We start from the raw sequence: 25,991 nt of genomic DNA, 5'->3' as shown, positions 1-25,991 counted from the left end.
GAAACTCCTTAATTCATAATTCGGCGCACCGAATAAATATCCGGGATTTGTTTAATCCGGTCTACCACTTTCTGGAGATGGCTGACATTATGAATGGCAATCGACATAATAATTGTCGCCATTTTATTTCGGTCAGATTTACCAGTTACAGCTGAAATATTTGTTTTCGTTTCATTTACAGCTTGCAGAACTTCATTCAAAAGTCCTCTGCGATCGTAACCGCTGATTTCGATATCGACATTGTATTCTTTTCGGTCATTTAGGGAAGTTTCCCATTCTACCGGAATTAATCTGGACTGGGCATCATTGGAATCAATGTTCGTACAGTCAGAACGATGCACGGACACGCCGCGGCCCTTTGTTATAAAGCCGACAATTTCATCTCCTGGCACCGGATTACAGCATCTTGATAAACGAATTAACAAGTTATCAATACCTTGAACACGGACACCCGACTCTCGTTTTTTGGTCGAAGGAAATGCCTTTAAATCCGTTATCGCGTTGGTGATGCTGGCTGACTGCTCCTGGTCGCGCTTTTTCCGCCATTTCTCTGTTAAGCGGTTGGCCACCTGCAGGGCAGTTACCCCATTATAACCAACTGCCGCATACATATCCTCTTCCCCCGCAAAATTAAACTTTTCCGCAACCTTTTTCAAATTATCAGGAGTGAGGATCTCTTTAATGTCAAACTCCATCGCCTTTATTTCTTTTTCAACAAGCTCTCTGCCCTTGACAATATTCTCATCGCGGCGTTGCTTTTTAAAGAAGGCGCGGATTTTATTTTTCGCTTGGGAGGTTTGTGCCAGCTTCAGCCAGTCTTGACTAGGACCATAGGAATGCTTGGAGGTAAGAATCTCGATGATATCCCCAGTCTTAAGCGTATAGTCAAGCGTCACCATCTTGCCGTTCACTTTTGCTCCTATCGTCTTATTGCCAATTTCAGAGTGAATGCGATATGCAAAATCAATAGGAACTGAACCGGACGGCAATTCGATCACATCGCCTTTTGGTGTAAACACAAAAACCATATCGGAAAACAAATCGATCTTTAATGATTCCATAAATTCTTCCGCATTTTGCGTATCATTTTGAAATTCCAGGATTTCTCTGAACCAAGTTAATTTTTGCTCGAAGGTGGAGCTGTCACTGATCGCCTTGCCTTCTTTGTATGCCCAGTGGGCCGCAATCCCGAATTCGGCAATTCGATGCATTTCGAAGGTCCGAATCTGTACTTCAAGTGGATCCCCTTTTGGTCCAATAACAGTTGTATGCAGGGATTGATACATATTCGGCTTTGGCATTGCAATATAATCCTTAAACCGTCCCGGCATTGGCTTCCAGCATGTATGAATAATGCCTAGTACCGCATAACAGTCTTTAATACTGTTGACGACAATTCGAACGGCCAGCAAATCATAAATTTCACTGAATTGCTTATTTTGCAGGGCCATCTTCCGATAAATGCTGTAAATATGCTTTGGTCTGCCAGAAAGTTCGGCTTTTATGGATACCTCACTCATCCGGTCCTTGACTTCATCAATGACGTCCTCTAAATATTGCTCCCGCTCAGCACGCTTCTTTTTCATTAAGTTAACAATCCGGTAATATTGCTGCGGATTTAAATATCGTAATGCTGTGTCTTCCAGCTCCCACTTAATTTTAGAAATACCAAGACGATGCGCTAAAGGGGCAAAAATTTCAAGTGTTTCATTTGAAATCCGACGCTGTTTCTCTAAAGGAAGATGCTTCAATGTCCGCATATTATGCAAACGGTCAGCAAGCTTTATGAGAATGACCCGGATGTCCTGTGCCATTGCCACAAACATTTTTCGGTGGTTTTCAGCCTGCTGCTCCTCGTGCGACTTATATTTAATTTTCCCTAATTTGGTTACTCCATCGACAAGCATAGCCACTTCGGCATTAAAGGCTACTTCAATATCCTTTAAGGATACATTTGTATCTTCAACAACGTCATGGAGAAAACCAGATGCAACCGTTGCCGGATCCATCTCCAGGTCAGCGAGGATGCCTGCAACCTGAATAGGGTGGATAATGTACGGTTCGCCTGATTTTCGATATTGTTCACGATGAGCATGCTTCGCGAATTCATACGCTTTTTTCACGAGTTCCACATGTTCTTCATTTAAGTATTTTCTAGTCTTGTCGATGACTTGGTCGGCTGTTAACACTTGATCATTCGCCATGAAATCACCTTTATTTTCATCTCAATTTTATATATATATAAATGTCATCCTATAAAAAATAGTTCCTAAATTAGAATGATTGTTTCTATTATCGAAAAAAATAACAAAGATGTAAAGAGATTGAGAGATTTTTTCAACAATTTACGAAAAAAATGTCGATTTTCCTTATACAAAGAGAGCACCCGCCTATCGAGTGCCCCCTTATATTCATTAATATTCCAATAATGTTAAAATATCATAACCGTCAAGCTTGCTTCTGCCTTCTAAATAAGTTAACTCCACTAAGAAAGCGATACCAGCAACAACGCCGCCAAGCTGTTCAACTAATTTGATTGTAGCGTCGATGGTGCCGCCTGTAGCTAATAAATCGTCTGTAATGAGAACGCGCTGGCCAGGCTTGATCGCATCCTTATGGATGGTTAAAACGTCGCTGCCATATTCTAAGCCGTAGTTAACCTTTATGGTTTCGCGTGGAAGTTTTCCTTCTTTACGGACTGGAGCAAAGCCAATTCCAAGCGAATAAGCAACTGGACAGCCAATAATAAAACCTCTGGCTTCTGGTCCAACAATTAAATCAATATTCTTATCTTGAGCATATGCCACAATCTGGTCTGTTGCATATTTATAGGCTTCGCCATTGTTCATTAATGGAGTAATGTCTTTAAACTTAATTCCTGGTTTTGGGTAATCCTCTACGATTGCGATAAATGGTTTTAAATCCATCCTTTTACTGCCTCCTCAATTTCAACCGACTCTTGAATAACTTCGTCGAACCAGCCTTTTAATTCCTGAAAGGATGAAAACAATAAATCTCTTTCAAGAGCATATTGAGCTTGTTTTAATTGATAGGTTCTTGAGTCAGTTAAATCACGCTTCTGCGCTGATCTTTGTAAAGTTATAAATCCATTGTTTATTGTAACAAATTCCAGCTCAGAAAACACCTTTGACATAAAGTAAATCGTTTCCTTTGACCAGCCGCGCTGCTTTGCAATATCATCACCGTAACGTTTAAGGTCAATCGGGCCATTTTTTAACAGGAACGCATAAAACCATTTAAAATGTTCCCGTGTTGGAATGGTGCTGAAAAAATCGCTGGACTCTTTATAGAAATAGGCATAAACCCTTGCCGGCTGTTTCCCCTTCAATAATTGAGCAACAAGCTCTTTTGAAGGCGGAAGGTCGACCAGTACGATATTTGCCTGATAACCATCGAAGGATTGGGCATCTTCCATATCTTGAATAAGAATGGTTTCAAGCTGAAGTTGAGCGGTTATTTTTTCATAATGCTCTTTGTTAAAAATAATAATTTTTCTATTTTCATCTGGAACCAGACTGCCAATAGTATTGATTCGCTTTTGTCCGCGATAATCGAATAACTGCCAGGACTGCACGGCCATATCATGGATGAAAATTTGCGGTTTACGTATATTGTTCCATTCGTTTATCGATAATTCTCCAATGAATGAAATTTTTGATGCTGGAGAAATTTGATCAACAAATGGACCTAATCCAAATCCGACCCCATCCAATGTGGCACCCTGATCATTCACTAATATTTTTAAATGGTTTTGGTCACTGCCAATTTTTCTAATAGAAGAAATATCAACATTATTTATTAAAACTTTTGGCTTGGAGTTGTCCATACCAAAAGGAGCTAATTGATTTAATTCATCTAATGCTGACAATTGGATATCCTTAAGTTGAACCTCTTCGTCAAGATAGGTGACCGGCATAAAATCTTCTTCGGTCATTAGCTCATCTGCAAGATGGTTTAACCTCTGACGGAGCTCTCCCACATCATCCAAGTTCAAGGTCATCCCCGCTGCCATTGGATGTCCGCCAAAATGCGGCAGAATATCGCGGCAGGTAGATAAATTATGGAACAGGTCAAAACCGGCAATACTACGTGCCGATCCCTTTGCCAACCCTTTTTCACGATCGAAGCTCAGAACAATCGTAGGACGATAAAATTTCTCCACGAGTCTTGAGGCAACAATCCCAATAACTCCGGCATTCCATCCTTCTTTTCCAATGACGAGAACTTTATTGGAGTCAATCGGATAATTCTGTTCCACTTCTTCGATTGCTTCAAGTGTAATCGTATTTACGATCGATTGCCTTGTTTTATTCAGGTCATCCATTTCTTGCGCTAAATGGTCTGCTTCCTCCGGATCATCTGTTAAAATAAGCTGCACCGCCAAATCAGCATCTTCCAAACGGCCGACAGCATTAATCCTGGGAGCGAGAGTAAATCCGATTGTTTCTTCGTTAATGGCTGATAAATCCACTCCAGCCAATTTAAAAACAGCCCTTAATCCTATGTTTGTTGTTACCTTTAATTTTTCGAGACCTTTTTTAGCAATCAGTCGATTTTCACCTTTTAAAGATACCAAATCCGCAATTGTGCCAATAACGGCAATCTCAAACAAATGCTCAGGCAATTTTCCATATAAAGCATGTGCTACTTTAAAGGCTACCCCGACTCCGGCCAGCTCGCGAAACGGATATATGCTGTCAGGAAGCTTCGGGTGAATGATAGCAAGCGCTTCAGGAAGGACCGGACCCGGTTCATGGTGATCCGTAATAATAAGGTCAAGCCCCAGCTCTTTTGCCACGTTTGCTTCATGTATAGCAGATATTCCAGTGTCAACAGTAATAATTAATTTTATACCAGATTCTGCTGCCTTGCGAAAGGCAGATTCATTTGGACCATAGCCTTCTGTAAAGCGATTAGGGATGTAAAAGTCAACATTCGCTCCTAAATCACGTAAGGTGATCATCAGTACGGAGGTGCTGCTAACTCCATCAGCATCATAATCGCCAAAAATAAGGATTGGTTCTTGCAGTTCAATGGCTTTCTGAATTCTATTCACCGCGATGTCCATCCCTTTTAACAGGTAAGGGTCGTGGAACTCATCCTTTCCAAATAAAAAATACCGTGCAGAATCAACGGTATCAAATCCACGATTGACAAGCAGCGATGCAACTAGAGGTGTTATTTTCAATTCATTTGCCAGCATTTTAACAAGTTGGTCATCAGATTTACGAACAATCCATCTTGTTTTCGACTTTAACATTAGTAAGTTCACCCCTCAGACTTTTTTATTATACAGGAGCTTGAACCAGCTTTCAATCATAAGAAAAAACCGCAGAATCGCTGCGGTTTTCTAAAAATTACACTTGCGGTTGATCTGAATATTTTCTTTTTTCTTTAACGGTTTTAATGACGCCTTTCTTTTTCAGCTCTTTACATTTCAGAACATACCATAAAGAACCGGCGATAAAGATGGAAGAATACACACCTACAATTAATCCCACGAACAACGCGATAGAGAAATTAAGAATGGATGGACTTCCAAAAATCATTAAGCAAACCACAGTAATGAGTACTGTTAAAACGGTGTTAATAGACCGTGTTAACGTTTGACGGATACTTACGTTTACGACCTCGGCAATATCCTCAACCGTTTTAAGACGCTTTTTCTTGCGCATATTTTCGCGGATCCTATCGAATGTAACAATCGTATCATGGTTGGAATAACCGATGATGGTCAATACTGCCGCAATAAAGGTCAAATCTACTTCCAGTCTTGTAATACTAAAGATTGCAATCATGAAAAAGGCATCATGAAGGATGGAGGCAACGGCAGCAATTGCCATGTATGCTTCAAAGCGAACAGATACATAGAGAATAATACCGATTGATGCAAACAAAATCGCAAAAAAGGCATTTTTCGCCAGTTCTTTTCCTACAGTCGGAGAAACTGTGCTGACATTCGGCTCATAACCAAATTGCTTTTTGAAATCCGCTTTTAAATCAGCAATTTCATTTTTTGACATAACCCCGAGCATGCGGACTGCCCCAATTTGCTTTTTATCACCGGAAATGACGATATCATCTGGTGTTAAATGATGCTTTGTAAATGCTGCTTCCACCTTTTCAGTGGTTAATGGTGTCTTAGATTGAACCTCAACACGTGTTCCACTTGAAAAATCAATTCCTAAATTCATGCGGAAAATGGCAAGAATTATAACACCTGCTACTAGCAGAACACCGGATATAGCAAAAATTGGTTTTCTAATTTTAACAAAATCAATTTTGTCAAATCTTGTAGGAAGATTAACTGTATCGATATTTTCGGTAAGAGATTTAATTTGTGACTGACGTACAGAAAACCAACCTGGTTTATCCTTCAATAAACCACTGTTCACCCAAAGTCCTAGTAATAGCCGTGCACCGTAAACGTTGGTTAAAAAGCTCATAAGAACACTCACGATTAACATGGTCGCAAACCCTTTTACCGAGCTTGTCCCATAGAAGAAAAGAACACCTGCGGTTAAGATGGTTGTTAAGTTTGCATCAAGAATCGCAGTAAAAGCATGCTGCTCACCAGCTTGGAAGGCTGACTTAATCGTTCTGCCCACTTTAAGTTCTTCTCTAATCCGTTCATACGTAATTATGTTGGCATCGACGGCCATACCGACCCCTAGTATAATCGCCGCAATTCCCGGCAAGGTCAGGACTCCATTCATCCAATCAAAAATCAATAGGACGAGATAAATATAAATGGATAACGTAATAGTTGCAATGAAACCTGGAAAACGATAATAGAAAAGCATAAATAAATAAATGATAATGACACCAATGATTCCAGCTAAAATCGTGTCATGTAGTGCTTGTTCTCCAAACTTAGCTCCGACGGAAGTAGAGTATACCTCTTTAAGCTTTACTGGCAAGGAACCTGCATTTAAAAGAGAAGCCAAAGTTTGAGCTTCTTTCGCTGTGAAGCTTCCGACTATGGATACAGTGTCTTGATTGAAAACTTGTTTCACAGTTGGTGCAGATAAATATTTCGGATCCGGCTTTGTTACTTCTGTTTTAAAGGAGTCTTTGCCTTCTTCAAAATCAAGCCAAATAACAAGAACATTTGGATTCATGTTCATAATTTCTTCAGAGACCTTTCGGAATTTATCCGCGCTCTTTAATGTTAAAGAAACGCTTGGATTTCCATTTTGGTCAAAGGTTTGCTTCGCACCGCCCTGCTTTAAGTCAGAACCGTCCATCATCAGACGGTCATTGGCATCGCGGAAGGTTAAGTTAGCTTGGGTAGACAAAATTTCACGTGCTTTATTTTGATCTTTTACCCCGGCAAGCTGAACGCGAACGCGGTTATTACCTTCAATCTGAATATTCGGCTCACTTACGCCCAGCACGTTAATCCGCTTATCAAGGGCTTCCGCCGTACTAGCTAGCACATTTTTGTCAATTTTCTGTCCTTTTTTCGCTGGTTGTACCTCGTACAAGACCTCAAATCCTCCTTGGAGGTCAAGTCCAAGCTTCATATTGTTTAAGATGTTTTTCGTTGTTGCCCCCATTGTGCTTCCGAGAATCAGAACCACAAGTAAGAAAGCAATGATTCTACTGCGTTTTACCATTATGTATTGTTCCTCCTTAGTGCGTGTGCAAAGCACTTTTACCGTCATGTCCTATATAAAAATAATAAAAAAGTCACTGCTATCATTATGGAATAAGTAAGAAAGTGTGTCAATTTACAAATATATGAAAACGCTCTATTTCAATAGCTCTTTCCATTCATTTTCATCATCAAAAGAGAACTCAGCCGTTTTGAAGGCTTCAATCGTAGCAAAGTTCATATAATCGCTAACCTTGACAGAGAGTATTTCTTGGATCATTTCGTACAGCTTCATTTCATCCTTTACCTTTTTCCACTTTTTCTTAATTAAAAAATCCCAAAGCTCCTTTTCTGTTACAGAGTCAATTCCTAGTAAGCGAAACTCAAAAAGTTTACTTTTTAAGGCCGGCTGTACCTGGGTACGAAAATGATTAAATTTATGGCTGTTATCCATTTTAACTACCCCCTGAGAGAAGTCCCTAAAGTTCTTGAACCTTTGCAAAAAGCCAAGACAACTTGTCATGCTTTGTCCACCATGATGCATATAGTTAATTGTATATGATATCGCCTATTTTGAGAAGGTGGGAAGTAGAATGTCGAAGTTTTTAAAAGGGACCTTTATCCTATTAGTGGCCGGTTTTATAACGAGGGTCCTCGGATTTATTTATCGAATCGTGCTCGCTCGCAGCATTGGCGAAGAAGGCGTTGGCTTATACATGATGGCATACCCCACGTTTATTCTCGTGGTTACGATAACGCAGCTTGGTCTCCCGGTTGCCATCTCCAAAAACATTGCCGAGGCGGAAGCAAGGAAGGACTATGGAGAAATTAAAAAAATCCTGGTGGTCTCCCTTGCCATCACCATTGGACTTTCCATCCTTATTACCCCAGCATTGCTATTACTGGCACCAATGCTTTCAAACACGCTTTTCACCGATCAAAGGACCTATTATCCTTTAATCGCGATTGCACCAGCACTGCCAATTATCGCAATATCTTCAGTATTAAGGGGATACTTCCAAGGGAGACAAAACATGCGTCCCTCCGCTGTGTCTCAGATATTAGAACAGCTTGTGAGAATAACCCTGATCGCAACCGCTACAAAAACCTTCCTCCCCTATGGGGTTGAATATGCTGCGGCAGCCGCGATGGCCGCCTCTGTATTAGGTGAATTGCTTTCCCTAGTTTATTTGCTGACCATGTTTAAATTAAAAAAGCGGTTTAAACTGAGGAAAGATTTTTTCCAATTTGTTCATAAAGGAAAGCGGACCTTTAAAGAGTTAATGGAAATCGCCCTGCCTACGACGGGGAGCAGGATGATTGGATCATTAGCATGGTTTTTCGAACCAATCGTTGTTGCCCATAGTTTAGCCCTTGCTGGTGTACTGGCCGTAAATGCAACGAAACAGTATGGAGCTTTAACCGGTTATGCTATGCCGCTGTTAATGCTGCCTTCATTTGTTACGTTTTCCTTAGCGACTTCACTGGTCCCAGCAATTAGTGAAGCCAATTCCAAAAATAATCATAAATTAATCGAATACAGGCTCCAGCAAGCACTTCGCTTTGTTTTTTTATCAGGGGGACTTGCTGTCATTGTCCTATATGTTTTGGCGGACCCGCTTATGCAGCTCATGTACGGCTCGACGAAGGGAGCCTATTTTATTAAGATTATGGCTCCCTTCTTCTTGCTCTTTTATTATCAGGGACCCCTGCAGGCCGTCCTACAAGCGTTAAATCTTGCAAGAGCGGCCATGATTAATAGTCTCATCGGAGCCGTAGTGAAAACAGCCGTCATCTTCTTACTTGCTTCCCAGCCATCCTTTGGAATTACCGGCGCCGCTCTTGGGATTATTGTTGGTTTTGTTTTAGTTACCATCCTTCATTTTGCAACAGTAATGAAGCGAGTGGCCTTTTCCTTTTATATTCGCGATTATTTAAAAGGAATTCTTGTTATGGCGGCATCGGGCTGGCTTGGCTATTGGTTGTTTGAAAATATTCTTCTAAAAGAAGCGTTAACAATTCGTGTTTTAATCTCCGTCTCAGGAATGAGTCTTTCCTACATTATGATGTTGATCTTTTTCGGTCTTCTCAAAAAAGAAGAACTGGAGCGAATACCGTGGATACGAAAATTTATTATTTTTCGCTAAAGAAGACACGCTAATTCTGCGTGTCTTCTTTTACTCATCCTGCAGGTCGATAAAGAATTTCCCGTTTTCATAGCTGCAAAACGAAATCTTTTTCACATCACGGTAGCCCTTTTTTTTTAATTCCTGACGGAGCCACAGATTGGTTTTATTAATTCTTTTTAAATTTTCTTCCTCGATGGAACCATCGATAATTAACGGGATAGTAATATCCCCTTGCTTGGGGATTTCATTGCTGTTTTTTAATTTTTCAATGACGGACAGGCTTCCGGATGATTCAAGTATCGCAAACTCAACATCAGCAATACTGCGAATGTCTTTTTCCCTTAATTGTGTCATTAAATCATCAAAATTGTAACGCTGCTTGCGCATTGCTACTTCGTCTATTTTCCCACGATTTATAATAATGCTCGGTTTGCCATCCACCAAATCACGAAATCTTTTACTTTTTAAAGAAATGATGGCCATGATGATTTGGATAAACATCAATAAAACCATTGGTACGATTGCATGGAGCAAACGGACATTCGGCCGCTCAATAGCCACAACTGCCAGTTCGCCAATCATAATGAAAACGACCAAGTCCAGAATGCTTAGTTCCCCTATTTCACGCTTACCCATCATTCGAAAAATGACCAGAATGAGTACGTAAAAGAGAATTGTTCGAAACACAATTGTTAAATATGGATCCACTTTGTTCCGCCCCTTTTTTTCCATTCAAAACTATTGTTTGCAGTTTGCGGCGGATAATGATAGGAATAAACTTCCAAAGTTATTTATTTAAAGTGATGAAAATTTATTCTACTTTTTCTTCTTCACGAATACGCTTGTACTAGGAAAGAAACTGTCTACTAAAGGCAGGGTTTCAGCCTTTGGCGACTGAAAGGGGAGAGAAAAATCGAATCTAAAAGCTTTGGAACTTCAATTCTGTATGGATTAATCTTTATTCTTGCATTCGCTGCTGTCTGCAGCCTGATTTTTGCGTTTATACTTCGATTTACATCAACACGGGAAGGCTCACTTCAATATGTGGTAACAGCTTTATCGTTTATCGGTTTATTTGGCGGCGGTTTTCTTTCTGGTGGGAAACGGAAAGAAAAAGGTTGGCTGATAGGGGGAACTACGGGGCTTATTTACTCATTCATTGTCTTTTTGTTTCAATATTTAGGCTTTGATCACCTCTTTAATGCCGAGCAGGTTATCTATCATACCTGCTACACATTAATCGCAATGATGGGCGGTATTCTTGGGGTCAATATCGCAACAAATAATAAAAGGCATGCATAAATATTAAAAGGAAGCCTTCACTAAAAGGCTTCCTTTTGTATTATACTTCTGCAGTCTTTGAAGATTCAGTTACTTCGCGAATGGCATTGCGGTCATAGGTAAGACGGCTGCCGTCTCCACATTTGATCACAACTTTATTGTCATCGATCGAGTCGACAAAACCATGTAAACCGCCAATCGTGACGATTTTATCACCCTTTTTTAAGTCGCTTTGCATTTCACGAACCGCTTTTTGGCGCTTTTGCTGCGGGCGAATCAGTAAGAAATAAAATAACACAAACATTAAAATTAATGGAATGAGTGTAGTCATGTTTTGCATCTTGTTTCCCTCCTTTCAAAAAGATCTATTAGAAGTTTTTCGCATTTGGCTTATTAAAGCCGTATTGCTCAAAAAATTCTTCGCGGAAATCACCAAGCCTGTCTTCCATAATAGCTTGTCTGACCTTCTCCATTAATCTTAGCAGAAAATAGAGATTATGGTAAGACGTTAATCGAATTCCAAATGTTTCATCACATTTTATTAAATGTCGAATATAGGCTCTGCTATAATTTCGGCATGTGTAGCAATCGCATTCAGGATCAAGCGGTCCAAAATCTTTAGCAAATTGAGCATTTTTGACAACCAAACGGCCCGAACTGGTCATGAGCGTACCATTTCTTGCAATCCTTGTTGGCAGTACACAGTCAAACATATCAATACCACGAATGGAACCATCAATAAGTGAGTCCGGCGAACCTACTCCCATTAAATAGCGTGGTTTATTTGTTGGTAATAGCGGTGTTGTGAATTCTAGCACCCGATTCATGACGTCTTTTGGTTCCCCTACTGATAATCCGCCAACAGCGTAGCCTGGGAAGTCCAGTGAAACGAGGTCTCTTGCACTTTGACGGCGAAGCTCCTCATATTCTCCTCCCTGTACGATTCCAAATAAGCCTTGATCCTCTGGACGCTGATGCGCGTTTAAACAACGTTCCGCCCATCTTGAGGTCCGCTCTACTGATTTTTTCATATATTCAAATGTAGCAGGGTATGGCGGGCACTCATCGAAGGCCATCATGATATCGGAACCAAGAGCATTCTGAATTTCCATCGCCTTTTCCGGTGATAAAAATAATTTTTCACCACTCATATGGTTGCGGAAATGAACACCCTCTTCTTCAATTTTACGGAATTCACTTAAACTGAATACCTGGAATCCGCCGGAATCTGTTAATATAGCGCGATCCCAATTCATAAATTTATGCAGCCCGCCAGCTTCTCTAATAATTTCATGCCCAGGGCGAAGCCATAAATGATAGGTGTTGCTTAAAATTATCCCTGCCCCCATCTCCTTTAAGTCCTCAGGGGACATCGTTTTGACGGTCGCCAGTGTTCCAACCGGCATAAAGGCAGGTGTATCAAAAGATCCATGCGGGGTGTGGACTCTGCCAAGCCGTGCCCCGGTTTGTTTACATGTTTTTATTAACTCATAGCGAATCGCTGTCAAATTGTTTTCTCCTTCCTATAGGCGGTGTGATGAGCCAGCTAAGCAGTGATTCACTTAAGCGGCGCCCGCCCCTTTCCCACTAGATGATAAGCATTGCATCACCAAAGCTGAAGAAACGGTACCGCTCATCCACAGCTGTATGGTAGGCATGCAATACATTTTCTCTTCCAGCTAAGGCACTCACGAGCATGATCAAAGTTGATTTAGGTAAATGGAAATTCGTAATCATCCCGTCAATCGCTTTAAATTCGTAGCCTGGATAAATAAAAATACTGGTCCAGCCGCTGCCAGCAATAAAATGTCCATCGTTTTGCGAGGCAATCGTCTCTAAGGTGCGGGTCGAAGTTGTACCAACGGTGATAATTCGTCCACCGCTCTCTCTAACCTCGTTTAAAAGCCGCGCCGTACCTTCTGTAACCATATAATATTCAGAATGCATATCATGTCCTTCAACATCGTCCACGCTGACTGGTCTAAATGTACCAAGTCCGACATGCAGAGTGATAAAGGCAATATGAATACCTTTTGCTTTAATATCATTTAATAGATCTTCAGTAAAATGAAGTCCTGCCGTTGGGGCCGCAGCGGAACCAGGCTCGCGGGCAAAAACAGTCTGGTATCGTTCACGGTCATCCAGCTGCTCTTTGATGTATGGGGGCAGGGGCATTTCGCCTAATTGGTCGAGGACTTCGTAAAAAATGCCTTCATATTTGAATTCCAATACCCTGCCGCCATGTTCGGAAGTTCCAGTGCATACGGCTTTAAGGAGTCCATCACCGAATTGGATTTCCGTTCCTTCTTTCACCCGTTTTGCTGGTTTTACGAGGGTTTCCCATTGGTCGCCTTCCAGCTGTTTTAACAGTAACACTTCAATCTTGGCTCCAGTATCCTGCTTGACGCCAAAAAGGCGTGCAGGAAGAACTCTTGTATCATTTAATACAAGGCAATCCCCTTCACGCAAGTATTCGATTATATTTTTAAATACTTCATGTTTTAGTTCGCCTGTTTTTTTATTTAAGACCATTAATCTACTGTCAGTCCGGTTTTGCAGTGGGACTTGTGCAATTAATTCCTCAGGCAAGTGAAAATCAAAAATATCTACTTTCATAAAATTACATCCTTACTATAACTTTTTAAAATACGTGCTCACTTTGCAGGGGTATCCATGCCGAAATGATGATATACGGCTGGTGTTACCATTCTGCCCCTTGGTGTTCGCTGCAGGAAGCCAATTTGTAATAAATAGGGTTCATATACATCTTCAATTGTTTCCGCTTCTTCGCCAATTGATGCAGCAATCGTATCCAGGCCGACAGGACCACCGCGGAATTTTTCAATAATCCCTTTTAACAGCTTGTGATCAATATGATCCAGACCAAGCCTGTCTACCTGAAGTAATTCAAGCGCTTCTCTCGCAAGGGTGAGGTCGATGGTGCCGTTTCCCTTTACTTGGGCAAAGTCACGAACCCTGCGGAGGAGACGATTGGCGATTCTAGGAGTTCCCCTTGCTCTTCTTGCGATTTCTGAGGCAGCCTGTTCATCTATCTCCGTTTCGAATAAATCTGCGGTACGGATAACAATATTTTTTAACTGATCTTCTTTATAATACTCGAGCCGGCATAAAACTCCAAATCGATCCCTCAGTGGCGCAGACAAAGAACCAGCCCTGGTTGTCGCCCCGACCAATGTAAACGGCGGGAGATCCAGGCGGACAGACCTTGCACTTGGACCTTTCCCGATAACAATATCAAGACAGAAATCCTCCATCGCCGGATACAGTACCTCTTCAATCGTTCGCGGCAGCCGATGAATTTCATCGATAAATAAAACATCTCCAGGCTCAAGCGCTGTTAAAATTGCTGCTAAATCGCCCGGCCTTTCAATTGCCGGTCCGGAGGTTGTCCGAAGGTTAACCCCCATTTCATTAGCAATAATAACAGCAAGGGTCGTTTTCCCCAAACCAGGAGGCCCATATAGAAGAACATGGTCCAACGTTTCCTTCCGAAGCTTTGCCGCCTTAATAAAAATTTCTAAATTTTCCTTGACCTGGCTTTGTCCAATATATTGCTTTAAGGTTTGCGGTCTGAGACTTTGTTCAATGCTTATTTCACTTTCATTAGCTTCATTAGAAATAATCCGGTCATCCATAAATTATCACCTATTTTAAAAGGCGCTTTAAGGCCTGTTTAATGTATTGATCAGTGGACATCTGCTCTTTTCTTAATTCAGGTGAAATCTTTTTAATTTCTTTATCAGAATAACCCAGTGCTTTTAAAGCAAGAATGGCTTCTTCAAAGGCCGTATTGTTCGTTTGTGTATGTAGTGGAAGTGTATCGGCATTGAATAGATTTGGAAAGTAATCTGGAACAACATCCTGTAGTTTCCCTTTTAAATCGAGGATCATTTGCCGTGCTGTTTTTTTGCCTACTCCAGGAAATTTAACGAGGAAGGCTTCGTCCTCATTTTCGATGGCGTTCACCACCTGTTGGACTTCACCAGAAGCAAGGATCGCAAGCGCTCCCTTCGGCCCGATACCCGATACATTTAACAATTTAGTGAATAGTTTTTTCTCTTCCCTTGATTGGAAGCCATAAAGCGCCATTACATCTTCGCGAACATAATGGTAGGTATATACAGTTACCATTGTTTCCATCTTGCTGGAATAAATAAACGGATTGGGTGTCGCAATTTGATAGCCAATTCCATTATTTTCAATGACAATATATTCGGGCCCGACAAACTCAACGGCCCCTTTAATAAATTCAAACAATCGTATTCTCTCCCTTAGTTTTTCACCGTATTTCATTCTACCATAATTTTAAGTTTAAGAAAGAAATAAAAAACAGGCTGATTTATTAAGATCAGTCTGTTTCAAAATGATAATTCATTCTTTTTTTAATGAGTAAGGCTTAAAGGTTTCTAATACTTGAACATATTGATCTTTCGTTTTAATAGGGATGCCTTGTATTAATTCTTCTTGTTTCTTACTTTCAAGCTTTCTAATATCTATTTGAAAAAACGATTGAATGATTCTTGATTGGCCGGGTCTGCCATTAAAAATGGTCAAAACCCCATCTTCTGTTATCCCGAAAAAGCCATTTGCTTTTAATAACGGGGATATATCATCGACCTTCCTTCTAAAAACAAAGGTCGATTCTTCCATTTCTGTTAGCTGCCATTGATCATACTTAGCCCAGAAATTCGCCATTGACCAACATGTTTCGTGAACGACTTCTTGACTAATTTCTCCATCGAGATAGATTCGTTCCAAAATAACCGTCAGGTGCTGAGGTTCCGTCTTTTGCCGGTCATCGACTTGTGCCGCCGAACCAGTAATTTCAGAAGCCCCGCCGATTAGTACATACAGTAAAACAGAAAATACGGCTAAGCAATACCGAGACAATGATATCCAATTGAACCTCATGATACTCACCTCTTTTTGTTATTAAATGAACAAACTTTACATTTCTAGTTTAGCCTTTTTTTCCCTTTATATCCGTAAAATTAAAAAGGCAAAGCCCGTAGGCTTTGCGCTTAATAAAGACTATTTTGAATATCTATTTGGAACTTCTTCGCTTTGGCGGCGGTCCTTGTTTGCTTTCGGCAGGCGCTGCGGCACATCATTATTGATGTTTCGGTCGCGTCCTATTGTCCCTTCATCTGTAATGACAGTTACTGATTTTCCGTTCGCGTACGGCTTTACCGCATTTTTAATCGCCCTTTTGGTTGCGGCCTCTCTGTCATGGTCCACTAAGTTAACCGAAACAATAACAGTGTTTCCATAGGCAACGGATCTTACTGATTGAACGTTATCAATGTTTGAAACTTTGCTCCTGATATTATCGGTTATATTTTCTTGAACATGTTTATCTGTTGCTTCACCGTTTTTACCGATATTTTTATTCAAGTGACCATGATAATTCATATCACTGGTACTAAAGCGGTTATCCCTCTGGAAGAAATTACGATCGGTCTCTGCTAAAGGTGTTGTAGGGTTTTTTGGGTTGCCATTTTCATCCCTTGTCTGAAGCAGTTTCCTTTTTTGATTATTTACAATTCCATCCTCATTCCCAAGGGTATGATCCATCATTTCGGTAAAGGCCCCATCATTGTCCCTAAGTAAACCATTATTACCATTAGGGTGGTTTTCATTCGAGTAATACCCCATCGGACGGGCCAGATTATTGCTCGCTTTATTCACACCTGCACGGTTATCATCATTGTTACAGCCGGCCAGCCCCATCATCATCACGGCTGAAAGAGGAATCATCCACTGCTTCTTGTTCAAGCGAAAAACCCCCTTAGTTCATCCTGAGCATTTCATAACATGCTCGTTATTAGGGTGCAATTTTTTAGGGGTTTTCATTCATTTTCATTCATCTACTATGGTCTTAATTCGGTCAATAAATTTTTTTCTCGCGTAAAACTGATTAACCGTTAAATCCATCACCTGTTTAAATTTAGCATGGTCAGAATACGATTTTTCCCTAATGATTCTGTTCCACTCGCGAAAAATATCTGCCGGATATACTAAGGCATACAAAAACGGTTTTAGAAGAATATATTTTTTGATCGGTTCATACTGAAGCAGCTTATCTAACGACCAGTCTAGATAAGGAAGAATCCGATTTGCGTATTGTAAATAATCAAAAGAAGCAGGGCCGATGCTGATTAAATCAAAGTCGATTAATAATAAGGTTCCACTTTTGTCCCGTAAAAAGTTATGATGGGCAACATCCCCATGCAGGATCACATATGGTTCTTTTTTGAAAAAGAGGTATTCCTTTTCCATACCCTCCAGTGACCACTCTGCCCACGAGACCATTTCCGAAATAAAGGGATCATTGAAAAAATATTTAACGANNGTCCACTTTCCAATTAAATCCGCTTTCGGCAGCAATGTACGATACCGTGCTTCAAAGGATGCCGTTGTTTGATGAAATTGTTCGAGCAGCTCAATTCCTTCCTGACGGTTTTTGTGGGAGTGAAAGGAAAAAGTGGTTTTGCTCGGGGCAACATACTCGATGCAGCCAAAGTAAGTACCCTCGAAAAACAGCTGATCTTTCACATTGGGATTAAGAAATTTATATGTTTTGCTGAACCCCTCTTTATTCAATGTGGTTGTAAACGCTTCTTGAAGTCTAAGTCTGCTGTTGGTTTGGTACCCCTTCATGATATAAGTATTTTTTTCTGTTTTTAAAAATAAAACAGATTTTCTAATCGGAACCATTTGGATGATTTTTTCTGTAAATTGCGACCGAAAATAAGAGAGGAGACGATTATAATAATCATCGTCTCCATTTTTGTTTTTCGTTGTATTAACTGCTCTCATCCTGGAACCCTTGCATTCCATAAGGATTAGTCCCAACCGGTCCCATTCCATAGGGGTTCATAAATGGAGGCTGAGCAACATTAGCCGGTCCAGTAAATGGCGCACTATAAATTGGCGGTGTTGGCGGTATAAAGGCAGGTGCAACACTTGTTGGTGCTGCTGGTATTCCAGCCGGCATTCCTGAAGGCATACCAATTGGGACTGCGCCGCAGCCGCAATCGTCTAAACCACCTGTCCCGATAGGCAGTCCTTGTGTTGGATAAGGCTGCTGCATATAAGGCATTTGTGCTCCAAAGCCTGGTACTGGTGCTTCTGCTGTCTCAAAATCTTCTCCCATAGTCTGTGGAACTCCGCCCATTTGTGGAGGGTAGCCATACGGCATTTGTCCATATGGTGCTCCCATCCCGTATGGGTTTACCATTCCAGGAGCCCCATACATCGGTCCAGGCGCAAATCCAGTCGGATGATGCGAGCCATGGTAAAAGGATGAACTTTCTACAGGATACCCACCTGGTACTCCTGTTGGATAGGCCGTTGGCGCAGCCCCAGGGTAGCCAACTGGTGGTGCTCCAGAGAAGCCTGTTGGCATTTGTCCATATCCGGCTGGCACTTGACCAAATGCAGCTGGGTCCATATAAGGCTGCTGGAACGCTGGGTTTTGTACTGCTCCCGGAATAAATCCTGGGTTCATTGCAGGTATTTGCGGCATAAATGATGATGATTCATCATGAAAATGCGGGTGCATATAGGGTGTGCCTGCTACTGTTGGTGCATAACCCGGTGTTACAGGCGGGTATCCAGCCGCACCAGGCATCACTCCGCCTGGCATTACTCCGCCCGGCATTACTCCGCCCGGCATCACTCCGCCTGGCATCACTCCGCCCGGCATATGCGGAAACGGCATATACGGTGTTGGTACCGGGAACCCTCCGTCAAATGGCGGGCAGAATCCTGGCCCAGGCATAACTGGTGTCATTGGAACACAGTCTTGAACAGGCATTTGAATTGGTGCTTCCATTACTGGTTCTGGAATTGGATTTGCTTTGATTGGCATTTCTTTGATGGGCATTTCTTTGATTGGTACTTCTTTAATTGGCATTTCTTTCTTAGGTACTTCTTTGATTTCAGGAAGAATATTGGTTGGCTTTGGCGGCAGCTGCGGTTGAGGAATCATATTTGTCATATTCATCATATAGTAGTTGTTAATATCAATTTCTGGGACTACTTGTAGAGGCATTTTTGGAGTATAAGGTGCTTTTGGTGCTTCTTTGATGATTGGCTTCTCTTTCGCAATTGGCACTTCTTTGATTGGAGCTGCTTTAATTGGAGCTTCTTTGATTGGAGCTGCTTTAATCGGTGCCTCCTTAATCAGTGATTCTTTTAATGGTTTCTCTTTGGCAATCGGCATTTCTTTTTTTGCTCCCATATTGATTGTCGTACCAGGATTGTGTCCCGCAGATGCTCCTTTTTTTATCGTTCCACCTGAGGTTGGGACCTTTACTTTCATTCCGGGCATAATCATATCAGGGTTGCTGAGCTGCGAATTCATCTTTTTCAGCTCTTCAAAATTCACGCCGTACTTCTTGGCGATCTTCCAAAGAGTATCCCCTTTCTGTACGATATGGATCTTCACTCTGATTTCCCTCCTATGGCATAAGTCCATATAGTGTATGTGAAGATGGGCAAAGTGCTAACATTCTTCAAAAAAACTTATGCTAATTTTTTTAAAAATATGAATAAGTCCCGGAATAAATGGAGTTCCTAAGATTCGCAAATAAACAGCTCAGATTCGCAAATAAACAGCTTAAATTCGCAAATAAACTAAACTTGTCCGGCCGATAAATTTTATTTTCACTCTGGTAAAGACCAAATAAAAAGATGCAATCAACTATAATTGCACCTTTTTGTCCTATTATGAATTTTTTAGCATCCGTTCAAGCGCCAATTTAGCATTTTCGGCAATTTCTGAACTAACTTTAATGACATTATTCGTATTTTCTAATGTATCCAAGCTCCATACTAGGTGTGGCAGGTCAATTCTGTTCATAGTCAAACAAGGACACATATGAGGATTGAGAGATATAATCTGTTTATCCGGATGATTTGTAATGAGACGGTTAACCAGGTTCATTTCTGTACCAATCGCCCATGAAGACCCAGGCTCCGCTTTTTCAATTGCATTGATGATAAAGCTAGTGGAACCAGCCATATCAGATAATTCGACCACTTCGCGGCGGCATTCCGGATGGACGATAATTTTCATGTCCGGATACTTATAACGTATATCAATTACATTTTGAACGGTAAAATTTTCATGGACAGAGCAATGTCCTTTCCAAAGGATTACCTTTACTTGGGAAACATCACCATCATATTCTAATGTATCGTTAATTGGATTCCAAATGGCCATTTCGGATAGAGGAATGCCTAAATCAGCAGCAGTATTGCGTCCTAAATGCTGATCTGGCAAAAATAAAATCCGCTCCTTTTGTTCAAAAGCCCATTTCACCATTGTCTCCGCATTCGAAGACGTAACCGTTGCCCCGCCATTAGCACCGACGAACGACTTAATAGCGGCCGTTGAATTGACATAAGTTAAAGGAAGAATCGTGTCTCCAAACATCGTCTGCAGCTTCTCCCATGCTCTCTCCGTTTGCCCTAAATCAGCCATATCCGCCATCGAGCAGCCCGCGCGCATATCAGGCAAGATGACCTTTTGATTTTCCGTCGTTAAGATATCAGCCGTTTCTGCCATAAAATGAACCCCGCAGAAAACGATATATTCCGCTTCTGTATTTTCTGCCGATAATTGGGCCAGCTTTAAGGAATCCCCTGTCGCATCGGCAAACTGAATCACTTCATCCTTTTGATAATGATGTCCTGGGATGAAAAGCCGTGATCCGAGATTGTTTTTCACCTCGGTCACTCGTGCCTCTAATTCCTCTCGTGACATCTGCTTATATTTTTCCGGAATCATTTTATTGGATTGTAGTGAGGCTAAAATGTTCATCTTATTCTTCTCCTTTATTCCATTTTACTTTTACGCTTATATCCAACGCTTTATAAGAATGGGTCAAAAATCCAAGGGAAATATAATGAACACCTGTATCGCCATAGTCAGCCAGATTGCTCAATTGGATACCGCCTGATGCTTCAGTAATGATTCCGGCCGGAACTAATTTAATTAATTCCTTGATTTCATCAGGGGTGCGATTATCGAACATAATTACATCGGCACCAGCATTCACCGCTTCCACTACTTGTTCCTCTGTCTCAACTTCCACTTCGACCTTCACCATATGACCGGCTTGCTTTCGGACGGTTGCAACAGCCCGCTCAATCGAACCAGCAAAAGAAATATGATTATCCTTAATCATCACACCGTCATACAATCCAAAACGGTGATTAAAACCGCCTCCGCAACGGACCGCATATTTTTCAAACATCCGTAGTCCAGGCGTTGTTTTTCTTGTGTCGCAGATTTTTGTAAAATCGCTATTTAAGGTGATAACCGCTTTATTAGTGAGGGTAGCAATTCCGCTCATTCTTTGAATGAGATTAAGGACCACTCTTTCTCCTTTTAACAGATCTGCAATCTTTCCAGAAACAAGCGCAAGCTGCTGACCATATTCCATTCGGTCTCCGTCTTTTACGAGAACCTCAACTTTAATATCGTTATTTAACAGCTTGAAACCTGTTTTAATCACTTCCTCGCCGCAAAATATTCCTTCATCTTTGGCGAGAAAAACAATTTCACCATTCGTTTCATTCGCAAAAATTAAATCAGTGGTAATATCCTGTTCACCTATATCTTCGATAAAAAAATTCTCAAGTTGTGAGCGCAGTTTTAATGTGTTCATGATCTTTTTTCACTTCCTGTTTCTTTTTATGAGTGAGCGATTTTCTTAGCCAATGATTGTCATCCTCATGGGGATAATCACTTCTAAAGTGGCCCCCGCGGCTTTCTTTCCGTTTTAAAGCTGAATCCGTAATCAGTTTTGCCGTGAGTACCATGAAAATCTTTGTTAAGTCTTGAACAGAAAACGAATCAAGTTCAGTTAATTCAAGAACCTTAAATTGATGAAGCCATTTTCTCTGCTTCCTAAGGTCAACTTCATTGCGGACGATTCCCACCCGCTCCATCATGTAATCCTTGATTTGCTGCTCTGTAGGTAAAATGATTTTTTGCTGAGTAATATTTAGACACGGCTGTTTTGATACTGGTGTTTCGGCTAGATTAGTTTGAATCCATTCTGATAATTTTTTCCCTTGATACAATCCCTCTAAAAGGGAATTGCTTGCTAAGCGGTTAGCTCCGTGCAGGCCTGTACAAGCCGCTTCGCCTATGGCATATAGTCCATCAATGGAGGTACGCCCGATCAAATCCGTTTTGATGCCGCCCATTAAAAAATGGCTTCCAGGAGCAACGGGGATTTTTCCAGCTAATAGGTCAATGCCATTCTGCTCGCAAAGAGCCGTGATCGAAGGGAAACGTTTCTGAAAATCTTTTATACTACTAATATCTAAATATACTTTATGGCCATTTTTTAAATATTCATAGATCGTTTGCGAAACCACATGCCGTGGTGCAAGGTCTTTATAGGGATGGACTCCCTCCATAATCGGTGTTCCATCCTCTGTAACAAGGATGGCTCCATCGCCCCTCACCGCTTCGGAAACCAAGCCTTTTGTTTCACCATTGAGATATAAAAGGGTGGGATGGAATTGAATAAATTCCATATCGACAATTTCAGCACCTGCCAAGTACGCAAGCGCAATACCATCGCCGCTTACCGTCATCGCATTGGATGTAAAACTAAACAACTGTCCACATCCGCCTGTAGCGATTATGATGTGCTTTCCGTAATACATATGAATGCTGCCATCCGGCCGCTTTGTTTTTACCCCAATGCAGCGATTTTTTTGCTCATTCAATATCAATTCATAAGCAAATTCATCTTCTGCTACCAACACATTGTTGGAAAGCTGGCTAATCAGATGCTCGATTACGTTTTTCCCAGTGGCGTCCCCGCCGCCATGGACAATACGATGCTCGCTGTGAGCTCCTTCCATGCCGAGGAGCAATTCCCCCTGAAGATTTCGATCGAAAACATCTCCCTTTCTAGCAATGGCCTTAATAAGGAATGGCGCTTCATAAATGATTTCTTTTACTGTATCAGGATTATTGTGGAATCTTCCTGCTTCTAAAGTATCCGCCAAATGTTTGGATGGATGATCATGTGCTCCAATTGCCGCAGCGATCCCGCCTTGAGCAAGATAGGAATTAGCCATTCTTATTTTTGACTTTGTGAGAATTCTCACATTCTTATCATTTCCTAATTGGATAGCCAGCTGCAATGCCGCTACCCCGCTTCCAATAATTACAACATCAACATTATTCATAGGTTGACCCTCCCTGATTAACAGGTGTCTTGACATATATATTTACACAGATTTAAACTAAAAACAAGTATTATATTAAAAAGTTATTGGAGAAAATATAATGATATATTTTGATTTTGCCGCTACAACTCCATTAGATAAAGATGCAGCAGAAGTTTATCTGAAGGTCGCAACCGAATACTTTGGCAACGCCAGCAGCCTTCATGATATTGGGGGCCAATCCTCAGCCCTGCTTGACAATTGCCGCGAAGAATTAGCACAAATTTTGGGTGTTGATAAAAAGGGATTGTTCTTTACAAGCGGAGCCACTGAGGGGAATTTTTTAGCCTTGGAAGCCTTATTATCAGCTCCATTAAAAAAGGGCAACCATATTATTGCAGGTATGGCAGAGCATTCATCCATCCATGGAGAACTTAGAAGGTTAGAGAAAGCCGGTTATGAAATTACACTTCTGCCGTTCGATGACTCAGGGCTTATCGATATTGAGAAGCTTGCAAACGAAATTAAACCGGAGACCATATTAGTTGCCGTTCAGCATGTAAATTCGGAAATCGGAACAATCCAGCCAGTCAAGACTATTGCGGGAATTTGCAAGGCCCATCAGATTCATTTTCACAGCGACTGTGTCCAGTCGTTTGGAAAAATGGATTTAAAAAGCATAACACCGCTTGTGAGCAGTATTTCTTTTTCCGGGCATAAAATTTATGGACCAAAGGGGATTGGCGGTGTTTATATCAATCCGCGCATTCATTGGGATCCCTTTTTTCCAGGTGGATCGCATGAAAGCGGCTTTCGGCCAGGCACGGTGAATGTTCCGGCAATTGTGGCCATGACCGTTGCCGCGCAGAAAATTATCGGACAGACTTCTTCGAATCAGGATACATTTGCATTACTGCGAAATACCTTTATTGAAGCACTTACGCCAATAAAAGATAGAGTCGTAGTTTATGGGACTGATGATGCTGAATGGCAGCTTCCAAATATAATCGGGCTGAGAATCTCAGGGATAGAGGGACAATGGATGATGCTTGAATGCAATCGCTTAGGATTCGCCATTTCAACAGGAAGCGCCTGTCAAATCGGGATGCAATCCCCTGCAAAGGTAACGCAAGCACTGCGCCTAAGTACAGAAGAGGAGAAGCAGTTTATTCGTATTTCATTTGGCAAATCGACAACAGTGGAAGAAGTCTTACGGCTTGCAGAAAGCATTGTTAAAATTGTCCAGGAATTTTAAATAAGTTATGCTAGAATATAAAAACAGAGTATGTTTGGGAGGAATAATATGGCTGAGCAAAAAAAAATATTAGGAGAAGAAAGGAGGTCCTTGATTCTTCAACTGCTAAAAGATAGTTCCGAACCATTGACGGGAAGCGAGCTAGCTGCCAGAACGAATGTTAGCAGGCAAGTCATTGTGGGAGACATCACCTTGCTAAAGGCAAAAAACGAACCGATTATGGCCACAAGCCAAGGGTATGTGTATTTAAAGCAGAATGCTGGTACCCGGATATATGAAAGAACGATTGCCTGCAAGCATGCACCTAATGACACGGAAAAGGAATTAAATTTATTGGTGGATCATGGAGTTTTGGTGAAGGATGTAAAAATTGAACACGCCGTCTATGGTGATTTAACTGCCTCCATCATGGTCTCAAACCGTCAAGAAGTGAAACAGTTTTTGAGTAACCTGCAAACCACGAATGCGGCACTGCTGTCGGAGCTGACGGATGGAATCCATCTGCATACCATTTCTGCTTCTAGCGAAAAAATTCTTGATAAAGCAATGGCCGCCCTAAAGGCAGAGGGATTTTTAATGGAATCATAAAAGGACCCGGGATCTTTTTAATCCCAGGTCCTTTCCTATTTTAATTCAACTAATGTTGACGGATAGCTTCCCATTAGTGTTACTCCGCATCCCAGTGCTTCTAGCTCCGCCATTGCCCCTGGTATTAGCACCTCATCAAGCTTCATTTCTAAATCGATAATGAAGAAGTAATTGCCAATCCCAGTTTTCATCGGTCTTGATTCAATTTTGGAGAGGTTTATTTTTCTCCAGGCAAAGGCTGATAAAACTTGGTGAAGGGCCCCGGCACGGTCGGATGGTAAAGTTACCATTAACGTTGTTTTGTAATGAGAGGAGCCACAAATTGCCTGGAAATCAAATTCGTCTTCGGATAAAACCACAAAGCGGGTGTGGTTATAGTCAAAATCGTGAATATTTCTTTGAACAATGGATAATCCATATTCTTTGGCAGCCAATTCATTCGCAATGGCGGCCGTATTATGTTCAGGCTCATCCATCACCAATTTCGCCGCAGCCGCTGTAGAAGATATATATTCAAATGGAACGCCTTTAAATTGATTATGTAAGAATTTATGGCACTGAGCGATGGCATGAGAATGGCTATAAATTTTGCTGACATTCTCCCATTTATCGGCATTCGCAGGATGGACCATCAAATGCTGTTTAATTGGTAGAGTAATTTCTCCAACGATCGGGATTTGAGCAACCTGAGTTAAATAATCGAGGGTAATATTAACGGAGCCCTCAAGCGCATTTTCAATCGGAGCAACCGCAAGCGCAACTTTTTTCTCAACTACCGCGTCCATACATTCTGGTATTGTCCGAAAAGGCTCTAGTTCTAACCCTGGGAAAACCTTTGTGACCGCAAGTTCCGTGAAGGTTGCCTTAGGCCCTAAATAACCAATTTTCATTGCATTCC

23 protein-coding genes are annotated in these 25,991 nt (G+C 41.3%); 4 read left to right on the top strand and 19 right to left on the bottom strand.

All coding sequences use genetic code 11. The features are described 5' to 3' along the window. Positions 1-8: 8 nt before the first annotated feature. The 5 genes from V7161_RS08910 to V7161_RS08890 all read right to left on the bottom strand — a co-directional run bounded on the left by V7161_RS08910 (position 9) and on the right by V7161_RS08890 (position 8,072). Positions 9-2,204 carry a RelA/SpoT family protein gene (locus V7161_RS08910; protein WP_335444208.1) on the bottom strand — a complete coding sequence of 732 codons (2,196 nt, stop codon included), beginning with the start codon at positions 2,202-2,204 and terminating at the stop codon, positions 9-11. Positions 2,205-2,414: 210 nt separating this feature from the next. Further along, on the bottom strand, positions 2,415-2,927 hold the full coding sequence (locus tag V7161_RS08905) for an adenine phosphoribosyltransferase (RefSeq protein WP_335444206.1): 513 nt from the start codon (positions 2,925-2,927) through the stop codon (positions 2,415-2,417). Continuing rightward, positions 2,918-5,281: a single-stranded-DNA-specific exonuclease RecJ gene (gene recJ, locus V7161_RS08900; RefSeq protein ID WP_335444204.1), complete on the bottom strand. Its 2,364-nt coding sequence runs from the start codon at positions 5,279-5,281 to the stop codon at positions 2,918-2,920. Before recJ ends, V7161_RS08905 begins: the two co-directional genes overlap by 10 nt. A 97-nt stretch (positions 5,282-5,378) precedes the next feature. Then, on the bottom strand, positions 5,379-7,640 hold the full coding sequence (gene secDF / locus V7161_RS08895) for a protein translocase subunit SecDF (RefSeq protein WP_335444201.1): 2,262 nt from the start codon (positions 7,638-7,640) through the stop codon (positions 5,379-5,381). A gap of 135 nt (positions 7,641-7,775) precedes the next feature. After that, a complete protein-coding gene (locus V7161_RS08890; RefSeq protein ID WP_335444199.1) occupies positions 7,776-8,072 on the bottom strand; it encodes a post-transcriptional regulator in 297 nt (98 codons plus the stop codon). A 139-nt stretch (positions 8,073-8,211) separates the two neighbouring features. Between V7161_RS08890 and spoVB the strand changes: the two genes are divergently transcribed. After that, positions 8,212-9,765, top strand: a complete 1,554-nt coding sequence (spoVB, locus tag V7161_RS08885; protein WP_335444197.1) for a stage V sporulation protein B — start codon at positions 8,212-8,214, stop codon at positions 9,763-9,765. A 30-nt stretch (positions 9,766-9,795) separates the two neighbouring features. Here spoVB and V7161_RS08880 read toward each other — a convergent pair whose 3' ends face one another. Then, positions 9,796-10,455 carry a DUF421 domain-containing protein gene (locus V7161_RS08880; protein ID WP_335444194.1) on the bottom strand — a complete coding sequence of 220 codons (660 nt, stop codon included), beginning with the start codon at positions 10,453-10,455 and terminating at the stop codon, positions 9,796-9,798. A 186-nt stretch (positions 10,456-10,641) separates the two neighbouring features. Between V7161_RS08880 and V7161_RS08875 the strand changes: the two genes are divergently transcribed. After that, the gene (locus V7161_RS08875) at positions 10,642-11,049 is read left to right on the top strand and encodes a TIGR04086 family membrane protein (RefSeq protein WP_335444272.1); all 408 of its coding nucleotides are present in this window, start codon (positions 10,642-10,644) and stop codon (positions 11,047-11,049) included. A gap of 40 nt (positions 11,050-11,089) precedes the next feature. Here the strand turns inward: V7161_RS08875 and yajC are convergent, their stop codons facing one another. From yajC to nadB, 12 genes are all read right to left on the bottom strand, one after another. Continuing rightward, a complete protein-coding gene (yajC, locus tag V7161_RS08870) occupies positions 11,090-11,368 on the bottom strand; it encodes a preprotein translocase subunit YajC (RefSeq protein WP_223591195.1) in 279 nt (92 codons plus the stop codon). Between the two features lie 28 nt (positions 11,369-11,396). Beyond that, entirely contained in the window at positions 11,397-12,536 is a 1,140-nt protein-coding gene (gene tgt / locus V7161_RS08865) for a tRNA guanosine(34) transglycosylase Tgt (protein ID WP_223591193.1), read from the bottom strand. 79 nt (positions 12,537-12,615) lie between these two features. Next, complete coding sequence (gene queA, locus V7161_RS08860; protein ID WP_335444192.1) at positions 12,616-13,644, bottom strand: tRNA preQ1(34) S-adenosylmethionine ribosyltransferase-isomerase QueA; 1,029 nt, start codon at positions 13,642-13,644, stop codon at positions 12,616-12,618. Positions 13,645-13,682: 38 nt separating this feature from the next. Further along, positions 13,683-14,684, bottom strand: a complete 1,002-nt coding sequence (ruvB, locus tag V7161_RS08855; protein WP_335444191.1) for a Holliday junction branch migration DNA helicase RuvB — start codon at positions 14,682-14,684, stop codon at positions 13,683-13,685. 10 nt (positions 14,685-14,694) lie between these two features. Beyond that, a complete protein-coding gene (gene ruvA / locus V7161_RS08850) occupies positions 14,695-15,306 on the bottom strand; it encodes a Holliday junction branch migration protein RuvA (protein WP_335444188.1) in 612 nt (203 codons plus the stop codon). A 114-nt stretch (positions 15,307-15,420) separates the two neighbouring features. After that, complete coding sequence (locus V7161_RS08845; protein WP_335444187.1) at positions 15,421-15,960, bottom strand: intercompartmental signaling factor BofC; 540 nt, start codon at positions 15,958-15,960, stop codon at positions 15,421-15,423. A gap of 120 nt (positions 15,961-16,080) precedes the next feature. Beyond that, entirely contained in the window at positions 16,081-16,824 is a 744-nt protein-coding gene (locus tag V7161_RS08840; protein WP_335444185.1) for a YhcN/YlaJ family sporulation lipoprotein, read from the bottom strand. An 84-nt stretch (positions 16,825-16,908) separates the two neighbouring features. Beyond that, positions 16,909-17,709, bottom strand: coding sequence for a phosphotransferase family protein (locus V7161_RS08835; RefSeq protein ID WP_438825805.1), 801 nt, complete (start codon positions 17,707-17,709; stop codon positions 16,909-16,911). A gap of 145 nt (positions 17,710-17,854) precedes the next feature. After that, a complete protein-coding gene (gene safA, locus V7161_RS08830; protein ID WP_335444179.1) occupies positions 17,855-19,501 on the bottom strand; it encodes a SafA/ExsA family spore coat assembly protein in 1,647 nt (548 codons plus the stop codon). A gap of 279 nt (positions 19,502-19,780) precedes the next feature. Then, positions 19,781-20,878 (bottom strand): quinolinate synthase NadA, encoded by a 1,098-nt coding sequence (gene nadA, locus V7161_RS08825; RefSeq protein WP_335444177.1) that lies wholly within the window; start codon positions 20,876-20,878, stop codon positions 19,781-19,783. 1 nt (position 20,879) lies between these two features. Next, entirely contained in the window at positions 20,880-21,728 is an 849-nt protein-coding gene (nadC, locus tag V7161_RS08820; RefSeq protein WP_335444175.1) for a carboxylating nicotinate-nucleotide diphosphorylase, read from the bottom strand. Then, entirely contained in the window at positions 21,697-23,271 is a 1,575-nt protein-coding gene (nadB, locus tag V7161_RS08815) for an L-aspartate oxidase (protein WP_335444173.1), read from the bottom strand. Before nadB ends, nadC begins: the two co-directional genes overlap by 32 nt. 100 nt (positions 23,272-23,371) lie before the next feature. On the opposite strand from nadB, the gene V7161_RS08810 reads away from it, so the two are divergent. Both V7161_RS08810 and V7161_RS08805 read left to right on the top strand, forming a co-directional pair. Further along, the gene (locus tag V7161_RS08810) at positions 23,372-24,505 is read left to right on the top strand and encodes an IscS subfamily cysteine desulfurase (RefSeq protein ID WP_335444170.1); all 1,134 of its coding nucleotides are present in this window, start codon (positions 23,372-23,374) and stop codon (positions 24,503-24,505) included. Between the two features lie 48 nt (positions 24,506-24,553). Then, entirely contained in the window at positions 24,554-25,093 is a 540-nt protein-coding gene (locus V7161_RS08805) for a transcription repressor NadR (RefSeq protein ID WP_335444168.1), read from the top strand. A 35-nt stretch (positions 25,094-25,128) separates the two neighbouring features. Here the strand turns inward: V7161_RS08805 and pheA are convergent, their stop codons facing one another. Further along, the gene (gene pheA, locus V7161_RS08800; RefSeq protein WP_335444166.1) at positions 25,129-25,983 is read right to left on the bottom strand and encodes a prephenate dehydratase; all 855 of its coding nucleotides are present in this window, start codon (positions 25,981-25,983) and stop codon (positions 25,129-25,131) included. Positions 25,984-25,991: the final 8 nt, after the last annotated feature.

The sequence above is a fragment of the Neobacillus drentensis genome (assembly GCF_036965425.1).
Taxonomy (GTDB): Bacteria; Bacillota; Bacilli; order Bacillales; family Cytobacillaceae; genus Neobacillus; species Neobacillus drentensis_F.
Note: the sequence above shows the minus strand (reverse complement) of the source record. Positions and strands in the feature narration are given on the sequence as shown.

Bases quoted from the DNA above. Each gene is read 5' to 3' on its own strand.
- V7161_RS08805 (WP_335444168.1), top strand. From the start codon at position 24,554: ATGGCTGAGCAAAAAAAAATATTAGGAGAAGAAAGGAGGTCCTTGATT.
- nadA (WP_335444177.1), bottom strand. From the start codon at position 20,878: ATGAACATTTTAGCCTCACTACAATCCAATAAAATGATTCCGGAAAAA.
- V7161_RS08905 (WP_335444206.1), bottom strand. From the start codon at position 2,927: ATGGATTTAAAACCATTTATCGCAATCGTAGAGGATTACCCAAAACCA.
- nadC (WP_335444175.1), bottom strand. From the start codon at position 21,728: ATGAACACATTAAAACTGCGCTCACAACTTGAGAATTTTTTTATCGAA.
- V7161_RS08810 (WP_335444170.1), top strand. From the start codon at position 23,372: ATGATATATTTTGATTTTGCCGCTACAACTCCATTAGATAAAGATGCA.
- nadB (WP_335444173.1), bottom strand. From the start codon at position 23,271: ATGAATAATGTTGATGTTGTAATTATTGGAAGCGGGGTAGCGGCATTG.
- queA (WP_335444192.1), bottom strand. From the start codon at position 13,644: ATGAAAGTAGATATTTTTGATTTTCACTTGCCTGAGGAATTAATTGCA.
- yajC (WP_223591195.1), bottom strand. From the start codon at position 11,368: ATGCAAAACATGACTACACTCATTCCATTAATTTTAATGTTTGTGTTA.
- recJ (WP_335444204.1), bottom strand. From the start codon at position 5,281: ATGTTAAAGTCGAAAACAAGATGGATTGTTCGTAAATCTGATGACCAA.
- secDF (WP_335444201.1), bottom strand. From the start codon at position 7,640: ATGGTAAAACGCAGTAGAATCATTGCTTTCTTACTTGTGGTTCTGATT.
- V7161_RS08910 (WP_335444208.1), bottom strand. From the start codon at position 2,204: ATGGCGAATGATCAAGTGTTAACAGCCGACCAAGTCATCGACAAGACT.
- V7161_RS08890 (WP_335444199.1), bottom strand. From the start codon at position 8,072: ATGGATAACAGCCATAAATTTAATCATTTTCGTACCCAGGTACAGCCG.
- spoVB (WP_335444197.1), top strand. From the start codon at position 8,212: ATGTCGAAGTTTTTAAAAGGGACCTTTATCCTATTAGTGGCCGGTTTT.
- V7161_RS08845 (WP_335444187.1), bottom strand. From the start codon at position 15,960: ATGAGGTTCAATTGGATATCATTGTCTCGGTATTGCTTAGCCGTATTT.
- pheA (WP_335444166.1), bottom strand. From the start codon at position 25,983: ATGAAAATTGGTTATTTAGGGCCTAAGGCAACCTTCACGGAACTTGCG.
- ruvB (WP_335444191.1), bottom strand. From the start codon at position 14,684: ATGGATGACCGGATTATTTCTAATGAAGCTAATGAAAGTGAAATAAGC.